At 60.6% G+C, this 21,204-nt stretch carries 17 protein-coding genes; 8 read left to right on the top strand and 9 right to left on the bottom strand.

Going from position 1 to position 21,204, the window contains the following annotated elements:
* Positions 1–10 precede the first annotated feature (10 nt).
* The 6 genes from QMK17_RS09540 (at position 11) to QMK17_RS09515 (ending at position 8,705) form a co-directional block, all read left to right on the top strand.
* Entirely contained in the window at positions 11–4,135 is a 4,125-nt protein-coding gene (locus QMK17_RS09540) for a murein biosynthesis integral membrane protein MurJ (protein WP_283508559.1), read from the top strand.
* Between the two features lie 125 nt (positions 4,136–4,260).
* Positions 4,261–4,854 (top strand): RNA polymerase sigma factor SigM, encoded by a 594-nt coding sequence (sigM, locus tag QMK17_RS09535; protein WP_283508558.1) that lies wholly within the window; start codon positions 4,261–4,263, stop codon positions 4,852–4,854.
* Positions 4,855–4,906: 52 nt separating this feature from the next.
* The gene (locus QMK17_RS09530) at positions 4,907–5,782 is read left to right on the top strand and encodes a hypothetical protein (RefSeq protein WP_283508557.1); all 876 of its coding nucleotides are present in this window, start codon (positions 4,907–4,909) and stop codon (positions 5,780–5,782) included.
* Positions 5,783–5,924: 142 nt separating this feature from the next.
* On the top strand, positions 5,925–6,914 hold the full coding sequence (gene trxB / locus QMK17_RS09525; protein ID WP_283508555.1) for a thioredoxin-disulfide reductase: 990 nt from the start codon (positions 5,925–5,927) through the stop codon (positions 6,912–6,914).
* Between the two features lie 56 nt (positions 6,915–6,970).
* Positions 6,971–7,303 carry a thioredoxin gene (gene trxA, locus QMK17_RS09520; RefSeq protein ID WP_283508553.1) on the top strand — a complete coding sequence of 111 codons (333 nt, stop codon included), beginning with the start codon at positions 6,971–6,973 and terminating at the stop codon, positions 7,301–7,303.
* Positions 7,304–7,508: 205 nt separating this feature from the next.
* On the top strand, positions 7,509–8,705 hold the full coding sequence (locus QMK17_RS09515; RefSeq protein WP_283508551.1) for an N-acetylmuramoyl-L-alanine amidase: 1,197 nt from the start codon (positions 7,509–7,511) through the stop codon (positions 8,703–8,705).
* 28 nt (positions 8,706–8,733) lie between these two features.
* Here QMK17_RS09515 and QMK17_RS09510 read toward each other — a convergent pair whose 3' ends face one another.
* The 9 genes from QMK17_RS09510 to rpmH form a co-directional block, all read right to left on the bottom strand.
* Positions 8,734–9,420, bottom strand: a complete 687-nt coding sequence (locus QMK17_RS09510; protein ID WP_283508550.1) for a GNAT family N-acetyltransferase — start codon at positions 9,418–9,420, stop codon at positions 8,734–8,736.
* Positions 9,421–9,653: 233 nt separating this feature from the next.
* Positions 9,654–10,688 (bottom strand): ParB/RepB/Spo0J family partition protein, encoded by a 1,035-nt coding sequence (locus QMK17_RS09505; RefSeq protein WP_283508548.1) that lies wholly within the window; start codon positions 10,686–10,688, stop codon positions 9,654–9,656.
* Positions 10,685–11,704, bottom strand: coding sequence for a ParA family protein (locus tag QMK17_RS09500; RefSeq protein WP_283508546.1), 1,020 nt, complete (start codon positions 11,702–11,704; stop codon positions 10,685–10,687). The genes QMK17_RS09505 and QMK17_RS09500 overlap by 4 nt, the downstream gene beginning before the upstream one ends.
* Before the next feature lie 56 nt (positions 11,705–11,760).
* Positions 11,761–12,396 (bottom strand): 16S rRNA (guanine(527)-N(7))-methyltransferase RsmG, encoded by a 636-nt coding sequence (gene rsmG / locus QMK17_RS09495; RefSeq protein ID WP_283508871.1) that lies wholly within the window; start codon positions 12,394–12,396, stop codon positions 11,761–11,763.
* 2,141 nt (positions 12,397–14,537) lie between these two features.
* On the bottom strand, positions 14,538–15,191 hold the full coding sequence (locus tag QMK17_RS09490) for a R3H domain-containing nucleic acid-binding protein (RefSeq protein WP_283508545.1): 654 nt from the start codon (positions 15,189–15,191) through the stop codon (positions 14,538–14,540).
* Positions 15,192–15,214: 23 nt separating this feature from the next.
* A complete protein-coding gene (gene yidC, locus QMK17_RS09485) occupies positions 15,215–16,306 on the bottom strand; it encodes a membrane protein insertase YidC (protein WP_283508543.1) in 1,092 nt (363 codons plus the stop codon).
* A gap of 4 nt (positions 16,307–16,310) precedes the next feature.
* Positions 16,311–16,634: a membrane protein insertion efficiency factor YidD gene (gene yidD / locus QMK17_RS09480; protein WP_283508542.1), complete on the bottom strand. Its 324-nt coding sequence runs from the start codon at positions 16,632–16,634 to the stop codon at positions 16,311–16,313.
* Positions 16,631–17,017, bottom strand: coding sequence for a ribonuclease P protein component (gene rnpA, locus QMK17_RS09475; protein ID WP_283508540.1), 387 nt, complete (start codon positions 17,015–17,017; stop codon positions 16,631–16,633). Before rnpA ends, yidD begins: the two co-directional genes overlap by 4 nt.
* Positions 17,018–17,049: 32 nt before the next feature.
* A complete protein-coding gene (gene rpmH / locus QMK17_RS09470) occupies positions 17,050–17,193 on the bottom strand; it encodes a 50S ribosomal protein L34 (RefSeq protein WP_283508537.1) in 144 nt (47 codons plus the stop codon).
* A 658-nt stretch (positions 17,194–17,851) separates the two neighbouring features.
* Between rpmH and dnaA the strand changes: the two genes are divergently transcribed.
* On the top strand, positions 17,852–19,399 hold the full coding sequence (gene dnaA / locus QMK17_RS09465) for a chromosomal replication initiator protein DnaA (protein WP_283508869.1): 1,548 nt from the start codon (positions 17,852–17,854) through the stop codon (positions 19,397–19,399).
* Positions 19,400–19,995: 596 nt separating this feature from the next.
* Positions 19,996–21,180: a DNA polymerase III subunit beta gene (gene dnaN, locus QMK17_RS09460; protein WP_283508536.1), complete on the top strand. Its 1,185-nt coding sequence runs from the start codon at positions 19,996–19,998 to the stop codon at positions 21,178–21,180.
* Positions 21,181–21,204: the final 24 nt, after the last annotated feature.

Raw genomic sequence — 21,204 nt, 5'->3', positions numbered from 1 at the left:
GGCGGTGACCATGACCGGCGGTGATATGCCTTACCGGGGCGACAACGCGCGTCTTCCCGACGGCGCTGCCAATCGCCTACCGGCAGCGCAGGTCTTTCGGCGTACGACGCCACCTCGCCAAGCGCCGTGGGAGCGGGACGCGAACGGTCGGCCCCGCGAAGTGTCCGGTCGTGAAATGCCCGGTCGTGAAATGCGGAGCTATCCAGCACCTCCGTCGCCCGACGGCGGTCCGGCTCCTGACAATTCGGTCACCCAGCTCATCCCGCGCTTCCGCGACGAGGATTTTCCTCCGGTAGAAACTCAGCCGACACCGGGCCCCGAGGCACCTGCACCGAAGTCGCAGCAGAAGAGCCTGCTGGCTGCGACGGGTTCGATCGCGATCGCGACTCTCGTCAGTCGGATCACCGGCTTCTTCAAACAGATCGTCATGCTGGCAATTCTGGGGAGTGCGATCGCGAGCTCGTTCACCTCGGCCACGATCCTGCCGAACATGATCTCGGAACTCGTGCTCGGCGCGGTTCTGACAGCAATCGTCGTCCCGGTACTGGTCAGAGCCGAGATCGAGGACCCCGACCGCGGCGCGTCGTTCATCAGGAGACTCTTCACGCTGGCGTTCACGATGCTCGCGATCGTCGCCTTGATCGCGACCATCGGCGCACCCGTCCTCAGCAACATGCTCATCGACGACACCGCAAAGGTCAGCAGCGATCTGACGACCGCCCTGTCGTATCTGTTGCTTCCGGCGATCTTGTTCTACGGCCTGTCCGGCCTGCTCACCGCTATTTTGAACACTCGCCAGAACTTCCGCCCCGGCGCGTGGGCTCCGGTGTGGAACAACCTCGTGGTGCTCGGTATCTTCTCGCTTTACTTCTTGGTACCAGGCGAAATCTCGCTCGACCCTGTGCAGATCAGCGATCCGCACGTGTTGATCCTTGGTCTCGGCGTCACCGCCGGCGTCATCACCCAGGTAGCTGCCTTGATTCCGGCCCTGAAGCGCGAAAAGGTCGACCTTCGACCGTTGTGGGGCTTCGACGCGCGATTGAAAACCTTCGGCGGCATGGCAGCGGCCATCGTCCTCTACGTCGTGATCAGCCAAGCAGGCCTCGTCTTCGCCACCAACATCTCCGCCCACGCCGACGAAGCAGGCCCGGTCATTTACTCGCAGGCCTGGATACTGCTGCAACTCCCATATGGAATCCTCGGAGTCACCGTCTTGACGGCGATAATGCCGCGCCTGAGCAGGAGCGCCGCGAACGGGGACACCCCCGCTGTCGTCGACGATCTGTCGGTAGCCACCAGAATGACGTTGGTCGCGCTGGTTCCGATCGTCGTGTTTTTGACGTTCGCAGGCCCATGGGTCGGCGAGGCCCTCTTCGGACACGGCAATTTCAAGAGCGACGCACCTCGCCTCGGCGAAGCCGTCAGCTGGTCGGCATTCACCCTGATTCCCTATGCGCTCGTCCTCATCCACCTGCGCGTTTTCTATGCCCGTGAGCAAGCCTGGACACCCACCTGGATCATCCTCGGGATCACAGGTGTGAAAATCGCGTTGTCCGCCCTCGCGCCGGTACTGGCACAGAACGACCAGCAGGTTGTCCTGTGGCTCGGTGTAGCGAACGGTCTCGGATTCGTCGTCGGCGCCTGCATCGGCGGTTTCCTTCTCAACCGAAGCCTCGGCAACTTGCGAATGATCAATATCGGCAAGACGATCTGGATGGTGCTGATCGCATCCGCGGCAGGCGGAACTGCGATGCTCGCCATCGATCGCATCGCTGACCTGAGTGAATTGACCGAAAACTTGGGTTTCATCGGAGCCATGCTGCGCGTTGGCATCGGTGCGATCCTGATGCTGGGCATAACATTCGCGATTCTGTGGTTCGGCCGCATCCCCGAAGTTCTCGCCGTGACCGTAGCGATCCGCCGACTTGTTCTTCGAGTTCGAGGCAAGTCGGTCCCGGCACCCCAGCCGGTCGAAATATCAACCGATGTTCCAGGGAACGTCACAACCGATCCGGCCGTTGGCGCTGGCGCAGACAAGACGCTGGTGGTACCGGTAGTTGCTTCCCCCACTGCATGGGACACTGCACGCGACCGTCTCCCGTACCCTGGACCCAGGCGGGCCGGGACGCCGTCCGTGTCGCGTGGACCTCAGCTGAGTGGACGTGACCGACAACCCGGGGCATACACGCGTGAAGGAGTGAGAGTGACCGACGACGATGTGGCTGGGGGGCCGGCCGAGGCTGTGGTGAACGGCACGGACCGAGCGACCGGCGGAGTCGAGGTGGACGAGCGTGCGAAGAATGCTTCTTCGCAGGCCGAGTCGACCTTGCGCCTACCGTCGTCGGCAAAACTCTCGGTCGAGAAGAATCAGCAACCCGAGGCCGGTTCTCCTGAAACGGACGAGCCCGAAACGGCTCCGGAAGCACACGTCGAGGAGGCTGAAGTCGCAAGCAATGGACCCGACGACGACGCCGTAACTGATGTCTCCGCAAGTGACGACGCCGAATCTGCTGCCGCGGCAACCCCTGCCGGCACATCTACTCCTGCTGCGCCGCCCACCGAGGCAGTCTCGGCGGCTTCCGGTGCGGCCGCTCGCACACCTCGCGGCCCGCAGCTGATGCCCGGCGCCTCGGTCGCCGGTGGTCGATACCGTCTGCTCGCCCCCCACGGCGGCGCGCGCGGGCTCAAGTTCTGGCAGGCACACGACGTCAAACTCGATCGTGAGGTCGCGCTCACTTTCGTCGACGCCGATCAACGGGCGAGTGCGAACTCCGCCGACGGACCCGAAGGTCCCCAGGCGATCCTGTCTCGGACACTGCGTCTCGGCCGAATCAACTCGCCCGGTCTCGCACGCGTACTGGACGTGGTTCGCGGAAGCTCCGGTGGCATCGTCGTCGCCGAGTGGACTCCGGGCAGATCCCTTCGTGAGATGGCCGACACCGTGCCGTCACCGACCGGCGCTGCCCGCGCTATCAAGGCGCTGGCAGGAGCTGCAGAAGCAGCGCATCGCAGCGGCGGCGCACTGTCCATCGACCATCCTGATCGTGTACGCATCAGCACCAGCGGAAACGCTGTGCTGGCGTTTCCGGCTACTCTGGCCGATGCCGATCCCGGCTCGGATGTCCGCGGTCTGGGCGCCATGCTCTACGCCCTGATCACGGCCCGCTGGCCACTGGTCGACCCCGCCGCGGGTGGGGGGCCGCCGCGGTCGGTCGGCGGAATGAAGCCCGCGGACCGTGACGGCAGCGGCAACGCCGTCGAACCTCGTCGAATTCGTTCCGATGTTCCGTTCGAGATCTCGGCCGTGGCAGTCCGCGCGCTCGAGCAGAACAGTGGTATCAGAACGGCAGCTACGGTTCAGCATGTCCTCGACCAGGCAGCCGTGGTCAACGACAAGACCGACCTCATGCCGGCCCTGCGATTGGGTCAGCGCGCACCCGGCGCGAACGGGCATTCCCTTGCCGATCCGGAAGAGATCGCGGCCGAGCAGCAACACTCACGTCGCACCAACATCGCTCTTGTCGTTCTCGGCGTACTGACCGTCGTCGTACTCGGATTCGCCGGCTACTGGCTCTTCACGTTCATCGCCGGAGGTAGCACCGACGAGCCGCTGACCGAACAGAAGGAACTGGGCCTCACCACCTCGCAGACCGCGCCGGCTGTACCCGGTGCCGGCCCTGCCGCTGTTCCTGCTGCCGCGCCTGTCGCCATCGATTCGGTCGAGGTGTTCTCGCCCGAAGGCAGCGCCGACAACGTCGGAACCGCCGACAACGCCGTAGACGGAGACCCGTCGACCCTGTGGGGTACCGACTCGTACTTCCAGCCCTTTCCCTCGCTCAAGAACGGCGTCGGCCTGCTGGTGAGCCTCCCTTCGTCACAGGTGCTGACCAACGCGACCGTGAACTCACCGTCCCCCGGCACGGTGGTCGAGATTCGATCGGCGCCGAGCGATTCGCCCAGCCTCAGCGACACCACGGTGATCGGGCAGGCCACACTCGGCAGTGGGGTCACCGAAATCCCGCTTCAGGCGACCGAGCCCACAAGCCACGTCCTGCTGTGGATCACTGGTCTCAGTAGCGACACCGGGCGAAATCAGTCGTCGATCGCCGATATAGTCTTCACCGCTCAGCCCTGACCCAGCACCCCCGCGAGCGCCCGGTAGCGGTGTTTCTGCCCTGTTTCAGCCCTTGTTTCATACTCAGCGGTCTTTATGCCCTAGGCTCTCCAACAATGCGTTAACACGGGGGGAGCCGTTTTCGTATGGGGATGTCAGGTGTCAACAATGGGTTCGGGGGGCTACTCGACGATCGTTCCGACGTCGAGTTGTTGGCTGCACATGTCGCAGGTGACCCACACGCATTCACAGTGCTCGTGCGAAATCACTACACGCATTTGTGGCTGACCGCGCGTAGGACCAGCTACACAGCAGAGGACGCGGCCGATGCGCTACAGGAAGCACTGCTGTCGGCACACCGCACCGCGGCCAGTTTCCGAGCCGACGCTGCAGTACGTAGTTGGTTGCACAAAATCGTGGTCAACGCCTGCCTAGATCGAATCAGGCGAAATCGCTCGCGGCCGTCGTCGCCTCTGCCGGAGGGTGACGCGCTGGAACCGGCGGATCCGCGCGATGCGATGTCAACCGTGGAAACCTCGATGGTGGTTCACGATGCCCTGATGATGCTTGCCCCGGAGCAGCGAGCGGCTGTTGTGGCCGTGGACATGGAGGGCTATTCCGTCGCCGACGCGGGACGTCTTCTCGGTGTTCCGACCGGAACCGTCAAGAGCCGCTGCGCACGTGGACGGCTGAAGTTGGCCGGTCTTCTCGAATTTCTTCGGGACGCAGGGAACCGATAGCCGACCCGCTGCGTCTTACGATGTGAGGGACACTACGTAGACAGGAGGCGGCATGGGCTCGTATCGAACCGGTCAGGAAGAACCCGGACATGAGCAACCGGGTGACGAACACTCCGCGCCGCTGCCCGCCGCTCCGTTCTCTCCCGAGCTTCTCGCCGCTCCGTTCTCTCCCGAGCTTCTCGCCGATCTTCACGCAGGCGTGTTTTCTGAATCCGTCAGCGAACAGATCTGGGCGTCGGTGCATCAGGATCGCGACGCCATGTATGTCATCGAAGCGCTCGACGCCGTGTCCGCGAGACTTGGACACTTCGACGAATTCGAAGATGGTGATCGAAGTGCGGAGCCGCGCCACTTCATCCCACCCGAGGTTGCAGAGCGACTCGACCGGGCGCTGGCCGAGACGGCGATGCCCGCAACCAGCTCGTCGCCCACCACCTCGATCTCGTCGAGTCCCATTGTCCAACTCACACCGCGGCGACGGTTGACTCACAGGTTCGTCGCGACCGGCGTCGCCGCATCGGTCACTGTTGCACTGGCTGTCGGCCTCACCGCGGTGCTCGCCTCGAAGGGAGCCGGTCACGAGGGCGGACAGCCTGAGAATGTGCTGGCCGAGAACGCACCGGAGGACGCACCGACCCTGGTCGTCGATTCCGAACAAATCGATGCCTCCGTCGTCTACGACGTGATGGCCAGCCGAGGCGGCAATGATCTAACGGACGCGGGAAGTCTGCGAGACTGCTTGGCTGCCAATGGATTTGAGACTAACAGCACTGTTGTCGGGTCCTCTCCCTTGGAGCTGGACGGCAGGCGCGGGGTCATGCTGGTGATCGGAAACAAAGTTCTGGGTCAGGGAATGACACTGCTGGCGGTCTCCTCGGATTGCGGGGTCGGAAATCCCGGCACGCTGCTGCGCCGGGAACTCGACTGATCCACCAAATCCCGTCCAGGCAACCGAGCCCGACCCACCGGGAACAACACCCTCTACCCTGGTGTTGTCACACACGTCGAGGCTTCGCTTTTTGCGCGGCTCGGCATATACACAGCATCGAAACATCGATCGGAAGGTCCGCATGACTACGCCCAAGGTTCACGATCTCATCATCGTCGGCTCGGGGCCGGCGGGGTACACCGCAGGCGTGTATGCAGCGCGGGCCGAACTGGAACCCGTCCTGTTCGAAGGCACGCAGTTTGGTGGTGCCTTGATGACCACGACCGAAGTCGAAAATTTCCCCGGTTTCCGTGAGGGGATCATGGGCCCCGACCTCATGGAACAGATGCGTGAGCAGGCCAAACGATTCGGTGCCGACATCCGCACCGAAGACGTCGAGGAACTCGAACTGGGCGGCGAGATCAAGACCGTGTCCGCGAACGGTGAGACCTACCGGGCACGCGCGATCATCCTGGCAATGGGTGCAGCGGCCCGATACCTGAGCATCCCCGGAGAGGAGAAGCTCCTCGGACGAGGCGTCAGCGCCTGTGCCACCTGTGACGGCTTCTTCTTCCGCGACCAGGACATCGCCGTCATCGGCGGCGGTGACTCCGCGATGGAAGAAGCGACATTCCTCACTCGTTTCGCTCGAAGCGTGACGATCGTCCACCGTCGCAGCGAATTCCGCGCGTCGCGAATCATGCTCGAGCGAGCCAAGAATAACGAGAAGATCACGTTCCTCACCGATACCAACGTTCTCGAGGTGCTGGGTGACACATCAGTCAGTGGACTGACACTCGAGAATGCGATCACAGGTGAGAAGAGCACCCTCGATGTCACCGGCATGTTCGTGGCCATCGGTCACGACCCACGCAACGAACTCGTCAAGGGTCAGGTCGAACTCGACGACGCTGGCTACGTCAAGGTGGCATCGCCGTCCTCGGCAACGTCCATCGAGGGTGTCTTCGCGGCAGGCGACCTCGTCGACCACACGTATCAGCAGGCAATCACCGCGGCAGGCACTGGCTGCACTGCCTCGATCGACGCCGAACGTTGGCTCGCGGAGCAGGGCGATATCACCACCAACACGGTCGAACACGCGGACCAGCCGGTCGACGCCCTCACCGTCTGATCGCAGCCCTGCTTCACTCACACCCTGCTTCACCTTCACCAAAGGAGACAATCGAGATGTCCGATGACAAAAAGACCGTCACCATCACCGATGCGTCGTTCGTCGACGACGTCCTGACCAGCGAAAAGCCAGTTCTGGTGGATTTCTGGGCTACCTGGTGTGGCCCGTGCAAGATGGTCGCGCCCGTACTCGAAGAGATCGCTGCCGAGCACTCGGACAAGCTGACCATCGCCAAGCTCGACATCGACGCCAACCCGCAGGCCGCGCGTGACTTCAAGGTGATGTCCATCCCGACCTTGATCCTGTTCCAGGGCGGCAAGCCTGTGAAGCAGATCGTCGGCGCCAAGGGCAAAGCCGCACTACTGAAGGACCTCGAAGGCGTTTTGTGATCCGACTGCTGCAGGACCGTGCCTGCGCCTGACGGCGCGGATTGCGGTCCTGCGGTCAGTTTCTGCGACAATCGTCTGATGTGCCGACACAGGGTCGGCACATCGACTTGTGTAATCGACAGCTGTGCCAAACGAGGGAACCTTGTTTCTTCCGTTGGCTAGAGTCGGTACACACATCGTTCTTCGTCCGAGAGGTCCACGAGTTATGCACCGACTCAGTCACGGCGATTCCGGTCCCGCCGTCGCGGAGGTGCGGAGCACTCTGATCTCCCTCGGTTTCCTGCACGAGGAACCAGTGGTTCCGAACGGGGAATCCGACCCCCTACATTGGACTGCGCCCACCTCGGACTTCGACGCTGCTCTCGGCGGCGCAGTCCGAGGGTTCCAGCAGCATCGCGGCCTTCTGGTCGACGGCATTGTCGGACCCGCGACATATCGGTCCCTCAAAGAAGCGTCCTACCGTCTCGGCGCCAGGACACTGATCTACCAACTTTCGGCACCGCTCTACGGCGACGATGTCGCTACTCTGCAGACTCGACTCCAGGATCTGGGTTTCTACAGCGAACGAGTCGACGGCTACTTCGGACCCAAAACGCACGAGGGACTCTCGTCCTTCCAGCGTGAAATCGGTTTGTCACCCGACGGCATCTGCGGCCCCGCAACTCTGCGATCCCTGGAGTTGCTCGGTACACGCGTCACCGGCGGCTCGCCCCATGCCATCAGTGAGGAAGAACTTGTTCGGCAAGCCGGTCCACAGCTGACGGGCAAGCGCATCGTGATCGACCCAGACCTCGGCGGCGCCGACACCGGGCGCATCGTCGACGGAATCTTCGGAAGGGTATCCGAGGCCGAAATTCTGTGGGACGTTGCAAGTCGACTCGAGGGCCGTATGGCAGCAACCGGGATGGAGACGTTCCTCTCCAGAGCACGCGGCACCAACCCGAGCGTCTCCGAACGCGCCGAGACCTCCAATGCGTTCAACGCCGACCTGATGATTTCTCTTCGGTGCGCTTCGAGTGCGAGTCCCGCGGCCAACGGCGTCGCAAGCTTCCACTTCGGAAACTCGCACGGAAGCGAATCTCTCATCGGGCAGGTGTTGACCGGTTATATCCAGCGTGAAATCGTGGCTCGAACTCCGATGCTCGATTGCCGCAGCCACGGCCGTACTTGGGATCTGTTGCGGCTCACCAACATGCCGACCGTCCAGATCGATATCGGTTATCTCACAAACGTTTCCGACGTTGCAGTGTTGAGCGATCCACGGTCCCGCGATGTGATCGCCGAGGCAATCCTCATCGCAGTGAAGCGTTTGTACCTGCTCGGCCAAGACGATCAGCCCACCGGAACATTCACGTTCGCGGAACTGCTCGCCGAAGAGCTCGCCGCAGCCGACCGCGGCTGAGCATATTCGCCCTTCGGGACTCGCTTTCTCAGCGCGCTCCCACGGTTGCTTTCTGCTCGATGTCCACCATGGTCAGACTGGCAGCGATCAACAGGCGCTCGAGGGCAGACTCGACGTCTTCCTTCCAGCCGTGATCTCGATCGAGCTCGAGCCGAAGCCGGGGGTACCGGTGATGCGGTGCAACAACCTCGAACCCGGCCTTCTCCAGAAAGTCGGCGTCGATCATGCACGTCGTGTCCGAACAAGACAGCGACGCGGTCGCACGAGGACCGGCGGTCTCGTCCTCGGCCGTTCGACGGATACCGAACGCCTCGAGCGCCCGAACCCCTCGATTCACGAGGTCTGCAACAACGGCCTGGATCAACGATGCCGAATGAGCTTCGCGATCGATTTCTGATTCGATACGCAGTGTCGTCAACAGAACAGCATCGGCGCTGACGGGTGATGTGGGAAATTTTGTGGATCTCGGCACTGCTCCCGGCGGGGCATACAACGCACAACCGATGGCGTCGCCTTTGCTCTCGAGAAGTTGCCCGCACGATCCCCACTCGAGCATGATCATCGACAACCATGCTTCGTTCTCGAACTCGAGGTCGAGCGATTCACCGTCCGCTTGGATGGTCGCTGGATCGAGCACCCAGAACCTACACCTCTTGGTGTGGCTGGGTAGCCGATCGAAAGAGTCCAATGTGACTCCGGTGACGAGCGTCGACACTGCTTACCTCAGCCTCCATGCCCGTATTTCGGCGATCGTGTTCGTCGAATGGCAACACACACACGACAAGAATAGGGGAGCGGTTCCGAATTGGCGCACTTCGCCGCGAGGGGAGCGAAAGTTACTGTGCATCAACACTTTCCAGTCCTCCGTCCTAAGACTCTTCAGCTTATAACTGCAGTTATGTCACAGTGACGTAAGTGTCACGGGTCTTTGTACCTGAAAAATCGGCGCTACTTTTTCTTCTGACTTTCCATCATGTCGACGATCCGCTGAAGGTCGTCGACCGACCCGAACTCGACGACAATCTTGCCTTTTTTCTTACCGAGACTCACCGTCACGCGCGTATCGAAGGAATCCGAGAGGCGATCAGCGACGTCTTGAAGTCCCGGCATCTGTATCGGCTTGCGTCGAGCGGTTGGTGTGGGAGTGATGTCGTCATTCCGGTTTGCCAACGTGACGGCCTCTTCCGTCGCACGAACCGAAAGGCCCTCGGCGACGATTCTCGCCGCCAAGTGTTCCTGCGCGTCGGATCCGGCGTCCAGCGACAGCAGAGCACGAGCGTGGCCGGCGGACAGAACACCCGCAGCAACGCGTCGCTGAACCGCAATCGGGAGCTTCAGGAGACGAATCATATTGGTCACGACCGGACGCGACCGCCCAATCTTTGCTGCCAATTCTTCGTGAGTCACATCGAATTCTTCGAGCAACTGTTGGTATGCAGCTGCCTCCTCGAGCGGGTTGAGCTGAACACGATGAATGTTCTCGAGGAGCGCATCACGCAACATCGCGTCATCGGCTGTCTCGCGAACGATCGCCGGAATCGACTCGAGGCCGGCCTCCTGGCTCGCACGCCACCGACGTTCGCCCATCACCAATTCGTATTTGCCGCCCTCGATCGTCCGAACGACGATCGGTTGCATCAGACCGAATTCACGAATCGAGTGCACCAGTTCCGCCAACGATTCCTCGTCGAATACGCTGCGCGGCTGTTTTTGGTTGGGCTGAATCAAGGACGGAGCAATCTCACGATAAACAGCGCCAGCGGGAGAGAGATCCTCGTCGGTGCTACGAACCGGGGGAGTGGGCGTGGGAGCGGATGCGGTTTCTTCCCCGCCGGCAACCTTCGGTATTGCGGTACGCGACGACGGATCTCTACCGATGACAACGTCCGCTGCGGCATTGCCGAGTCGGGGGCCTGCGTCCGGTCCGGTGGGGATCAGGGCCGCGAGTCCGCGTCCCAGACCGCCCTTACGTGTTTGGCTCATCGTGCCTTGTGCTCCTGCGTTCCCTCGGTATCGACCATGGATCGCGCTGCCAACTCTCTGCCTGCATCCAAGTAACTCATCGCCCCGCGAGAACCGGGATCGTAATCGAGCACCGTCATCCCATAACCGGGAGCTTCCGATACCTTCACGCTACGAGGAATGACAGCACGTAGAACAGCATCACCGAAGTGCTTACGTACCTCTTCGGCCACCTGATCCGCGAGCTTGGTGCGACCGTCGTACATGGTGAGGATGACGGTCGAAACGTGTAGCGAGGGATTCAGATGAGACTGAACAAGTTCGATATTGCGTAGCAACTGGCCGACACCCTCGAGCGCGTAGTACTCGCACTGAATCGGAATCAAAACCTCGGTGGCAGCAACCAACGCATTGACGGTGAGAAGGCCGAGGGAAGGCGGGCAGTCGATCAAGATGAAGTCCGCATCCATCTTGTCCAGGTCCGCCAGCGCTGTCTTGAGACGTCCCTCGCGAGCCACCATCGACACCAGTTCGATCTCGGCACCGGCAAGATCGATCGTTGCAGGGATGCAGAACAGCCGCTCGTTGTGGGGGCTCTGCTGAATGGCCTCCGTGGCCGTGACTTCGCCTATGAGCACCTCGTAGCTCGAGGGGACACCCGAGTGGTGCTCGACGCCCAGCGCCGTGCTGGCGTTGCCCTGAGGGTCGAGATCGACCACCAGAACGGTCAATCCCTGTATCGCCAGGGCGGCGGCGAGGTTTACCGCGGTAGTGGTCTTACCAACGCCGCCCTTCTGGTTGGCGATCGTCAACATCCGGCGTTTCGGCGGCTTGGGCAGCATGACGCTTCCCGGATGCAGCACCTGACTTGCCCGATGAGCGGCAGCACCGATAGGAGTGTCGTTGGAGGAGATTCCGTTGTACACGAAGCCCGACCCACCCGCCGTATCCTTCGGAGCGCTCTTACGGCCACCCGTCGACTTTTGAGTTGCGGACTCTGTTTCACGTGAAACAGTGCGATCGGATCCACCCGACATACGTGCTCCTTAATGCGGAACTGGATTAGACATAAAGGGAATTGACTACAAGAAGGTCAGGGACGTGGAAACCGTCGAGGGACTCTTTCGGCACGAACCACGATGGTCGGCGTCGGCACGATTCCGACACCACACGTCACAACCTCTAGCTTGCCAGCACCCATGCGAGTAAGGGAAGCCCGATCGCGATCGATTTCACTTTCGGCACTGGATCCCTTGAGGGCAAGCATCCTCCCGCGCTCATGGATCAGTGGTAGCGACCACTTCGCCAGCTTCTCGAGCGGTGCTACGGCGCGGGACGTGACGACGTCCGCACCGCCGGCTTCCTTCTTCACACCCGGCTGCTCGGCGCGCCCTCGAACGACCAGAACGTCCAAACTATGGGCCTCAATGAATTCAGCCAAGTAAACGGTTCGACGAAGAAGCGGCTCGACAAGAGTCACCCGGAGATCAGGTCGCGCAATTGCCAGCGGGATGCCAGGCAACCCAGCCCCACTGCCGACATCAACGACACTCTCGCCCTCGTCGATCAGTTCACCGATCACCGCGCAATTGAGTAGATGTCGCTCCCACAACCGAGGAATCTCTCGTGGGCCGATCAACCCGCGTTCGACGCCGACCGTCGCCAAGGACTCGTGATATCGAATGGCCAGATCGAGGCGTGCGCCGAACACACGCTCCGCGATATCCATCAATCGACCGTCGTCCAACGCATCTGGTTCCACACTGTCATCTTCCCGCGTCCAGCGGTATTAGCCAAACTCTTGGCGCCCAGCGGCAGCAAGATCACAGTGTTGTTCGCTTGGTGAGCCTGTTTCACGTGAAACAGGCATTCCGGCCCAGCATCAGTTTTCGGTACCTCACCTAGTCAAGTCCGCGGACACCAGATACGGCCGTTCGAGATCCGTTCCTGGAGGAGCCGCATCATCGACAGAGGACACGTACTTCAGCGCTATACGATCCAGTGTCAAGAGCGAGATGATCTTCGCTCGCAACCCATCGGCCCTACTATCCACTTGCTGGCGAGCCGATCCGCAGCTCACACGTTCCACGTGAAACATACGAGCGTGGTGTCCTGAAACCGCCAGTACGGAACCTGGTGGTTTCACGTGAAACAGCGACCGCACCACCCACCCACTTTCTCATCGACAGCACTTCGTGGTGCACACGGCAGTTTTTCCCTGTCGTTCCATATCCTCGTGCCCGCCACTCATTGCCCACCGCCCTCCGAATCAACTCGGCAAGCAGGCGACTCATTGTTCGGATTCCACCGGAAACGAATATCCAGCAGCACGGAGTTCGGGTTGAAGACCCAGGAATCTGACCCTCCAATTGGGGGCCAGCGTCGCGCACAGTCACTGGCCGCGCGTAGGTCCAGCGCGCAACCGTGACGGACGGCAAACAGAAGTTGACCTCCGCGCGCCGAGTCCTCTTCCTGCGGGCCACGCAGATTCGAACCCTGGCAGTGCGGCCGGCCACTCAGTTCACGTGAAACATGCGATCGGCCGCCATCTCTCCCGCGCACCGAGATCCCGCCACCACTCGGAAGGGAGACGAGCACAACGCGTCCACGTCTGGTTGAGACCGACAATGCCGGAGCGGACTCAACCGCAGTACTCTCGCCCAGGGCCACACGCTCACATCCCTGCCACTTGTATCCAACCAATCTTCCTCTGAGTACCGAGAGAATGATGTGCATGTAGGCGTGCGGCAGCGCTCCCGAAAAGGGCACGTCGATGATTTCTCAGGTAGGGGAGGGGAGACGCACCAAGCAACCAGACGACCCGCCTCACGCCACGCACGGGTCTGGTCTGGTCTGGAGAACGATCCCGACTCAGGTTATCGATCCTGAAGAGTCGTCGGATCCCGACGATCTCTCACGGCGCCACCAATTCGCGCAGCATCGGACGCAGCTAGCGCGCGTCGATGATCGGAAAGATCCGCATGTTCCGGCAAGCCTCACTATCGATCGGACCTCGCTGTCGGCACGATTGTCGAAGACTCCACAGTGTTCTTGTTTCACGTGAAACGCGCTACGCACCACCCTCCCGTCAGACCAGTTCCGGCGGAGCATCACAACTTCCTAGGATCTCTCGAGACGGGAGAGAAACCCCAGTCAGCACCAAGCCCTGAACAGGCCGCATCGTTCGGTACCTCAACGCATGCGCGACAGGAGATCCGATGCATGGGCGTCCGCCACCGGCGCTCACATCGCTCCCCACACGCGACATATTCGTCCAGGGCGGCGCCCCGAGAACCCAATCCGTCGCAATCAGGGAGCCAGAGGATGTCCGGGTCAGCTATTCGCCGTCAGATCGACGCGGCGTTGGTGATCAGAGTGTGGGGAATAAACGCGGCGATTCGGGCGACCGGAAGAACCAACCGAGCTGGACCCAGAGAGTCAGAGGCTCGAGAACCCATGGCGGATCGATGCGGAACTCGACACACTGGTCGGCCACACTTCGTCGGCTTCAGCCAAGCCCGATACGAGAGGTATCGCGATCAATGCCAACTGATCGCATCACCCCAACCGCTCCATTGCCCGAGACTTCGCATCATCCTTGTTTCACGTGAAACTCGATAATTCTGACCACTACGGTCGAGCATCGAGTCGAAGGCACACATCGAAGGTTATATAGATCCACATTCGAAGCCAAAGTTTCACGTGAAACAGCACCGCTTCCACAGCACGCTGCCGTCACAGTGACGTTTCGTCCCGATGTGCAGGTTTCACGGCGAACACCGAAAATCTGAATTACATCTCTGCAATTTATCGGCTGCCGAAATGCACAAAAGCCCCCCAGCGAAAGCTGGGGGGCTTGTGCAGTGTTGCTCAGGACTTGATTACTACCACACGACGGGCCGGCTCGACCCCGGTACTTTCGCTTTCAACGCCGTCGATCCGCGCCACCGCGTCGTGCACGATTTTGCGCTCGAAGGGGGTCATCGGACTCAGTTCCTCGCGCTCGCCACTTTCGAGAACTCGACGTGCAGCCTCGATGCCGAGGGTCCCCAACTCCGTCCGGCGATTGGCGCGCCACCCGGAGACGTCCAACATAAGCTTGCTCCGCTCGCCGGTGGACTGCTGTACCGCCAGCCGAGTGAGTTCCTGAAGGGCATCGAGAACCTCGCCCTTACGCCCCACGAGCTTCGTCAAATCCGAACCTCCGTCGATGCTGACGACAGCGCGATCGCCTTCCACATCCAGGTCGATGTCTCCGTCGAAGTCGAGCACGTCGAGAAGCTGCTCCAGGTAGTCGCCCGCAATCTCACCCTCTTCGACCAGATAGTCCTCGGAATCCTCGTCGTCGTCCGATTTCGCGAGATCTGCGGAAACCGCTTCGTCGGAACTCCCGTCGGTCAACACCTTTTCCGACTTCTTCGTATCAACGGACTTCTCCGTGTCGACTGCCACGACTTCACTCGCTCCGTCCCCGGAATTCACTGCATTGTCCGTGTTGGCTAGCTGATCTGTATCTGAAGACATCATCGATCCTCGGTCTTTCCGCTTCAGCGATTCTTGCGCTTGGACTTGCTTCGGGTGACCGGCTGCCGAGGCTTCGATTTCGGCGTGCTCGCCCCAGTCGACGAGGTCGCCGCCGAGTCGGTGCTCTCGATCGAGGAGTCGACCACCGGATCAGTCGATATGGTCTTCGACAGCTTCGGGCGAGCACCCGGCTTGGGCTTGGCGCTTGGCTTCACCCCTGGCTTCGGTGCGTTCTCGGTGCGCTTCTCGAGAGCGACCGTCTTCTTCGCCGCTTCCTCTTTGTCGATCTTCCCGAACACGATGTGCTGCTGCGCATAGGTCCACATGTTGTTGCTCACCCAGTACAGCAAGATGGCGATAGGAAGGAACGGACCACCGACGAGCACACCCAGCGGAAACACGTACAGCGCGAGCTTGTTCATGATCGCCGACTGTGGATTGGCTGCAGCTGCTTCGCTCTGCCGTGCGACGGAGGCACGCGAGTTGAAGTGCGTTGCAACGCTGGCGATGATCATCAGTGGAACAGACACAGCGACGATGGTCCACAGGGACGGGATACCCAGACCTAGCGCAGGGTTGGCGAATGCATCGAGCTGAGCGTTCGGCATGGTGATCCAGGCTGAAATCGGAGCGCCGAACAACCGAGCGTCGAGGAACGAGTTCACATCCGCGACGTCGAACGCGTAGTTCGGAAGCGTTCGGTTGACCGCAGGATCGAGGCCGAGCTGGCCGATACCGGTGCCGGTACGGTTGAACGACCGCAGCACATGGAACAGACCGATGAACACCGGCGCCTGTGCAAGGACCGGGAGGCAACCCATTATCGGGTTGAATCCGTGCTCCTTCTGGAGCTTCTGCATCTCGACGGCCAAACGCTGTTTGTCTTTGCCGTACTTCTTCTGGAGAGCCTTGATCTGCGGCTGCAGCTCTTGCATCTGACGGGTGGTGCGCACCTGCTTGACGAAGGGCTTGTACAGAATCAGTCGCAGTGTGAACACAAGGAACACCACCGACAACGCCCACGCAAACCCGTTGTCGGAACCCAGCACGAAGCCGAACGCCTTGTGCCACACCCAGAGAATCCAGGAGACCGGATAGTAAATGAAATCGAGCACGGCTCTATGTACTCCTCTGTTCGTCCACGTTCACGAAATCGTGGATGTCTTCGGTCGAATTCTGCTTGGCGGCGCGCCATGAACCAGGCTCGGGCACCGGATCCCACCCTCCAGAGTGCCAGGGTGCGCACTTGGCTAAGCGGACCACAGCCAGCAGAGACCCTTTGATCGCACCGTGTGTCTTCAACGACTCGACCGCGTATTCACTGCACGTGGGTGAGAAACGGCAGGTGGGCAGTCTGAGCGGAGACACATAGCTGCGATACAGCTCGATACAGAAAATGATCGCCGTCGCGGGGAGCGAACGGAGAAAACGAAGCCGCTTCATGAAAGTGCGTCTTTCGACGGCGCGGTATCGATGAAGCCGAGCTTCTTCAGACCGGAACGGACTTGGCGGTGCAGATCTCTCGAGGAGAGTGCAGCAGCACCGGGGAGTGCTCTGATGACAATATCCGCGGTCTCGGGAACATCCGGGAGAAGCTCGCTACAGATATGCCGAAGCCGGCGCGCAACTCGATGACGAGTTACCGCCGGCCCGACAGCCTTGCTCACAATCAGTCCGAATCTGGATTCGCCAATGCTGAAGACACAACTCAGGTCATCACGCGTGAAGGCGTGAACAACCAAGTCTTGTCTACCCATTCGGCGGCCTCGACGCACCGTGCGGGAAAAATCCGCGCTGCGATGCAATCTGTGCGGCTCAGGTAACACCCCGAGCTCCGTAAATTCAGACGAACAATGATTTAGGCGGTGAGTTCCTTGCGGCCCTTGCCGCGACGTGCAGAAACGATCGAACGACCTGCACGCGTACGCATACGGAGACGGAAGCCGTGAACGCGTGCGCGGCGTCGGTTGTTCGGCTGGAACGTCCGCTTGCCCTTGGCCACGGTCAACACTCCTCGAAAATCATCGACGCCCTTGTGGCGTCTGCTTGCGGTAGAAACTCGGGTTCGGTCGAACTCGAGTGCATCCCCAAGCGAGAAATCCGAGTGAAGACAGACTGTAAGCAGCCAGCAAGCATCGGCCACCTCGCCTTTGGGTGACTGTTCGAGAGTACTGATCGAGTACCCGGTGGTCAAACTCGTCCCACTCCGACGCGGAGACTACATCGTTGTAATTCATGCACAGGCCTGGGGACAGACGCCTGTGAATAACTGCATTCACGCGTGCAATCTCATTCATCCACAGCCGCACGCCGTAACTCGAGAATTCTGGATCCCACAACACGGCAGGTCAAGCGGCGATTCGTCACCAAATACGTCGTTTTGGGCTGTCCATGGGTCACACCGATGTCGTTCATCCACACCTGTGGATAATTGTGTGGAAACACGGATCAGGTGGCATATTCATACCGAGCGCGGACGCTCGGCTCGATGCAAATCCCCCGATACCCTCGTGGTTGGCGACGATAGTCGGGCGTGCAGGCGTCGCGGGCGCTTTTACAACATTTGTTGTGCAGACCTGTGCACATTTTTTACGTGTGTCCGCGTGCGTTTGCCCGCTTACATATTTCTGCTGGTCGAGTTGGTTCGAATGGGAGGCACCGTGCACGACGATCCGGGTGCGCTGGCGCGTGTCTGGCCAGAGGTTGTCACGGAGTTGACGTCCGACCGGCACAGCGGACAGCCCCTGACAAAGGGGCAAAAAGCCTGGTTGGCGCTGGTCGAACCGCTGACCCTCACGCAGGGCTTCGCTCTCCTCGCTGTCCCGTCGTCTTTCGCTCAGGAAGCTATCGAGCGGGATCTCCGAGAGCCGATCCTCCATGCCCTCGGTCGGCATCTCGGCCAGGGCGTCGAAGGTCTCGGAGTTCGGATCTCCGCGCCCGAGGAAGACAAGGGAGAGCTCGAGCGCCCAGGTCATCCCGAAAGAGCAGGTTATCCCGAGACTCCGAGCTCACCCACTTACCGTCGGCGGTTCCTCAGTAGCGACGAAGAACCCTCGGATTCGGAGACCGCCGACTACGAAGAGGTCGATGAAGAGCGCGAAGCGCTGGCAAGCGTGCAGAACTCGTGGCCCACCTACTTCACAAAACCTCCAGAAGCTTCTTCACCGACGCCTGGTGCCGGCAGCCTGAACTCCAAATACACATTCGACACCTTCGTCATCGGCGCATCGAACCGTTTCGCCCATGCAGCAGCCGTCGCTATCGCGGAAGCCCCGGCCCGTGCATACAACCCCCTGTTCATCTGGGGAGCATCCGGCCTCGGCAAGACGCACCTTCTGCACGCGGCAGGTCACTACGCGCAACGCCTCTTTCCAGGCATGCGCGTGAAGTACGTCTCAACCGAAGAGTTCACGAACGACTTCATCAACAGCCTGCGGGACGACAGGAAAGTGGCGTTCAAGCGCCGCTACCGTGAGACAGACGTTCTTCTGGTCGACGACATCCAATTCATCGAAGGCAAGGAAGGTATCCAGGAAGAGTTCTTCCACACCTTCAACACACTGCACAACGCGAACAAGCAGATCGTCGTTTCGTCCGATCGGCCGCCGAAGCAGCTGGCCACCCTCGAGGAGCGGCTACGTACTCGCTTCGAATGGGGTCTGATAACCGACGTTCAGCCACCCGAGCTCGAGACACGCATTGCGATTCTCAGCAAGAAGGCACGGATGGATCGACTCGATGTGCCGCACGACGTTCTCGAGTTGATCGCAAGCCGGATCGAGCGCAACATCCGTGAGCTCGAAGGCGCACTTATTCGTGTGACGGCGTTCGCTTCTCTGAACGGACAAGCACTCGATCTGACGCTCGCCGAGGTCGTTCTGCGCGATCTCATACCCGATTCGACGAGCCTCGAGATCAACGCCGCGACGATCATGGCCGTCACCGCCGAGTACTTCAACACCTCGATCGACGACCTCTGCGGCCCAGGGAAGGCGCGTGCACTGGCCATGGCACGTCAGATCGCCATGTATCTGTGCCGGGAACTGACGGATCTGTCGTTGCCGAAGATCGGTCAGACGTTCGGCCGTGACCACACAACCGTGATGTACGCCGACAAGAAGATTCGCAAAGAGATGACTGAACGTCGGAAGGTGTACGACCAGGTTCAGGAACTCACGGCACGCATCAAGCAGCGTTCCAAGCGATAGAGCAAAGAGCTACACCCCTCGAGCGACGAGGACCGAAGCGACGAGGACCGATCCACGACATGGGCCGGTCCTCGTCGCTTTTTCATGCCATCGGTACCAACGTAGATCTCGATCGAGAACAATTTTTGGAGCAGATTTCCAATGATTCACACCTGTGGATAACCATGTGGATAGACCGCCACATCTGGGGATGAAGTGTGAAGGGCTGTTGATAGATGTGATTCGTCCACAATTGCCCCTCGAGCAACCTGTGATTCGTCCCGAGTTCATCCCCAAGACACCACGCTTGGCGACCTGGCTTTCGAGTGCTTCACGCACAGATTCCACAGGACCTATTAATACTAAGAATTTCCCTTGAAGAGAATCTCTTTGAAAACAGGTGTTGGGGAAGGATCTATTCACACCCCACTTTCGAGGTACACCCGCCGGCCCCCAGCCGGACAGTTCGGCTTTCAAGTTGCTCGCGAAGGGCATACGGTGTGCATCACCGCCGTTGTGTCAGACTCATCGATGCACCGGTTATCGAGCGCACACCGCGCTCACCGAAGACCACCCTTCGAGAAGAACCGCTGCCGAACGAGAGGAAAAACCGAGCGATGGAGCTTGGAAGTCTGAAGTTTCGCGTTGCTCGCGAAGATTTTTCCGATTCCGTTGCGTGGGTTGCCCGAAGTTTGCCCTCGAGGCCACCGGTTCCTGTTCTCGGTGGGGTTCTCCTGGCCGCCGACGAGCAGGGTCTGACCGTTTCGGGTTTCGACTACGAGGTTTCGGCACAGGTACGGGTGTCCGCGGAGGTCGCCACAGCTGGTCGGGTCCTCGTGTCGGGAAAACTCTTGGCCGATATCACCAAGTCACTGCCGAACAAGCCCGTCGACGTGGGCGTCGACGGCACCAGGGTGCTGATCACGTGCGGTAGCGCGAAGTTCTCGCTTCCAACGATGCCCGTCGAGGACTACCCGCAGCTTCCGGAACTGCCGACGCAAACCGGTTCGATACCGGTCGATGTCTTCTCGGAGGCCATCGCCCAGGTAGCCGTTGCTGCAGGCAGGGACGACACTCTGCCGATGCTGACAGGTATTCGCGTCGAGATCCACGGCACCACAGTCGTCCTCGCGGCAACCGATCGGTTCCGGCTCGCAGTTCGCGAACTCGAGTGGACTCCTGCCAACGGTGAGATCAAGACCGAGGTTCTCATACCCGCCAGAACTTTGTCGGAATCGGCAAAGACGTTGAGCAGCAATGCAAGTAAGCCCGTCGATCTGGCTCTCGGTTCGGGTTCTTCGGTCGGTGCGGACGGTCTGCTCGGTATCATCAGCGAAGGTCGCCGTACTACGACTCGGCTCCTCGACGCAGATTTCCCCAAGTTCCGTCAGCTCCTCCCGCCCGAGCACACCGCGGTGGCCGTCGTCGAGATCGCTCCGCTGGTCGAGGCGATCAAACGCGTTGCCCTGGTCGCCGAGCGCGGCGCACAGGTTCGCCTCGAGTTCTCCGCCGAGGGCGTTTTGTTGTCCGCAGGTGGTGACGATGCGGGTCGTGCCGAGGAAGGTCTTCTCGCAGATTTCCAGGGTGAGGCTCTGACCATCGCTTTCAACCCGGGTTACCTCATCGACGGGTTGAATTCGCTGCACAGCGAAAAGGTGACGTTCGGATTCACGACACCGAGTAGGCCTGCGGTTCTGCGCCCGACCACCGATGATGAACTGGTACCAGATTCTTCGGGCAAGTTTCCGGCACCTCAGAGCGCGTACACGTATCTGTTGATGCCGGTTCGTCTCCCAGGCTGATCCGGTAAACAGGAGTGTGAGCGC

The sequence above is a fragment of the Rhodococcus sp. G-MC3 genome, from assembly GCF_030063335.1.
Taxonomy (GTDB): Bacteria; Actinomycetota; Actinomycetes; order Mycobacteriales; family Mycobacteriaceae; genus Rhodococcoides.
This window is presented reverse-complemented; position numbering and strand designations above follow the sequence as displayed.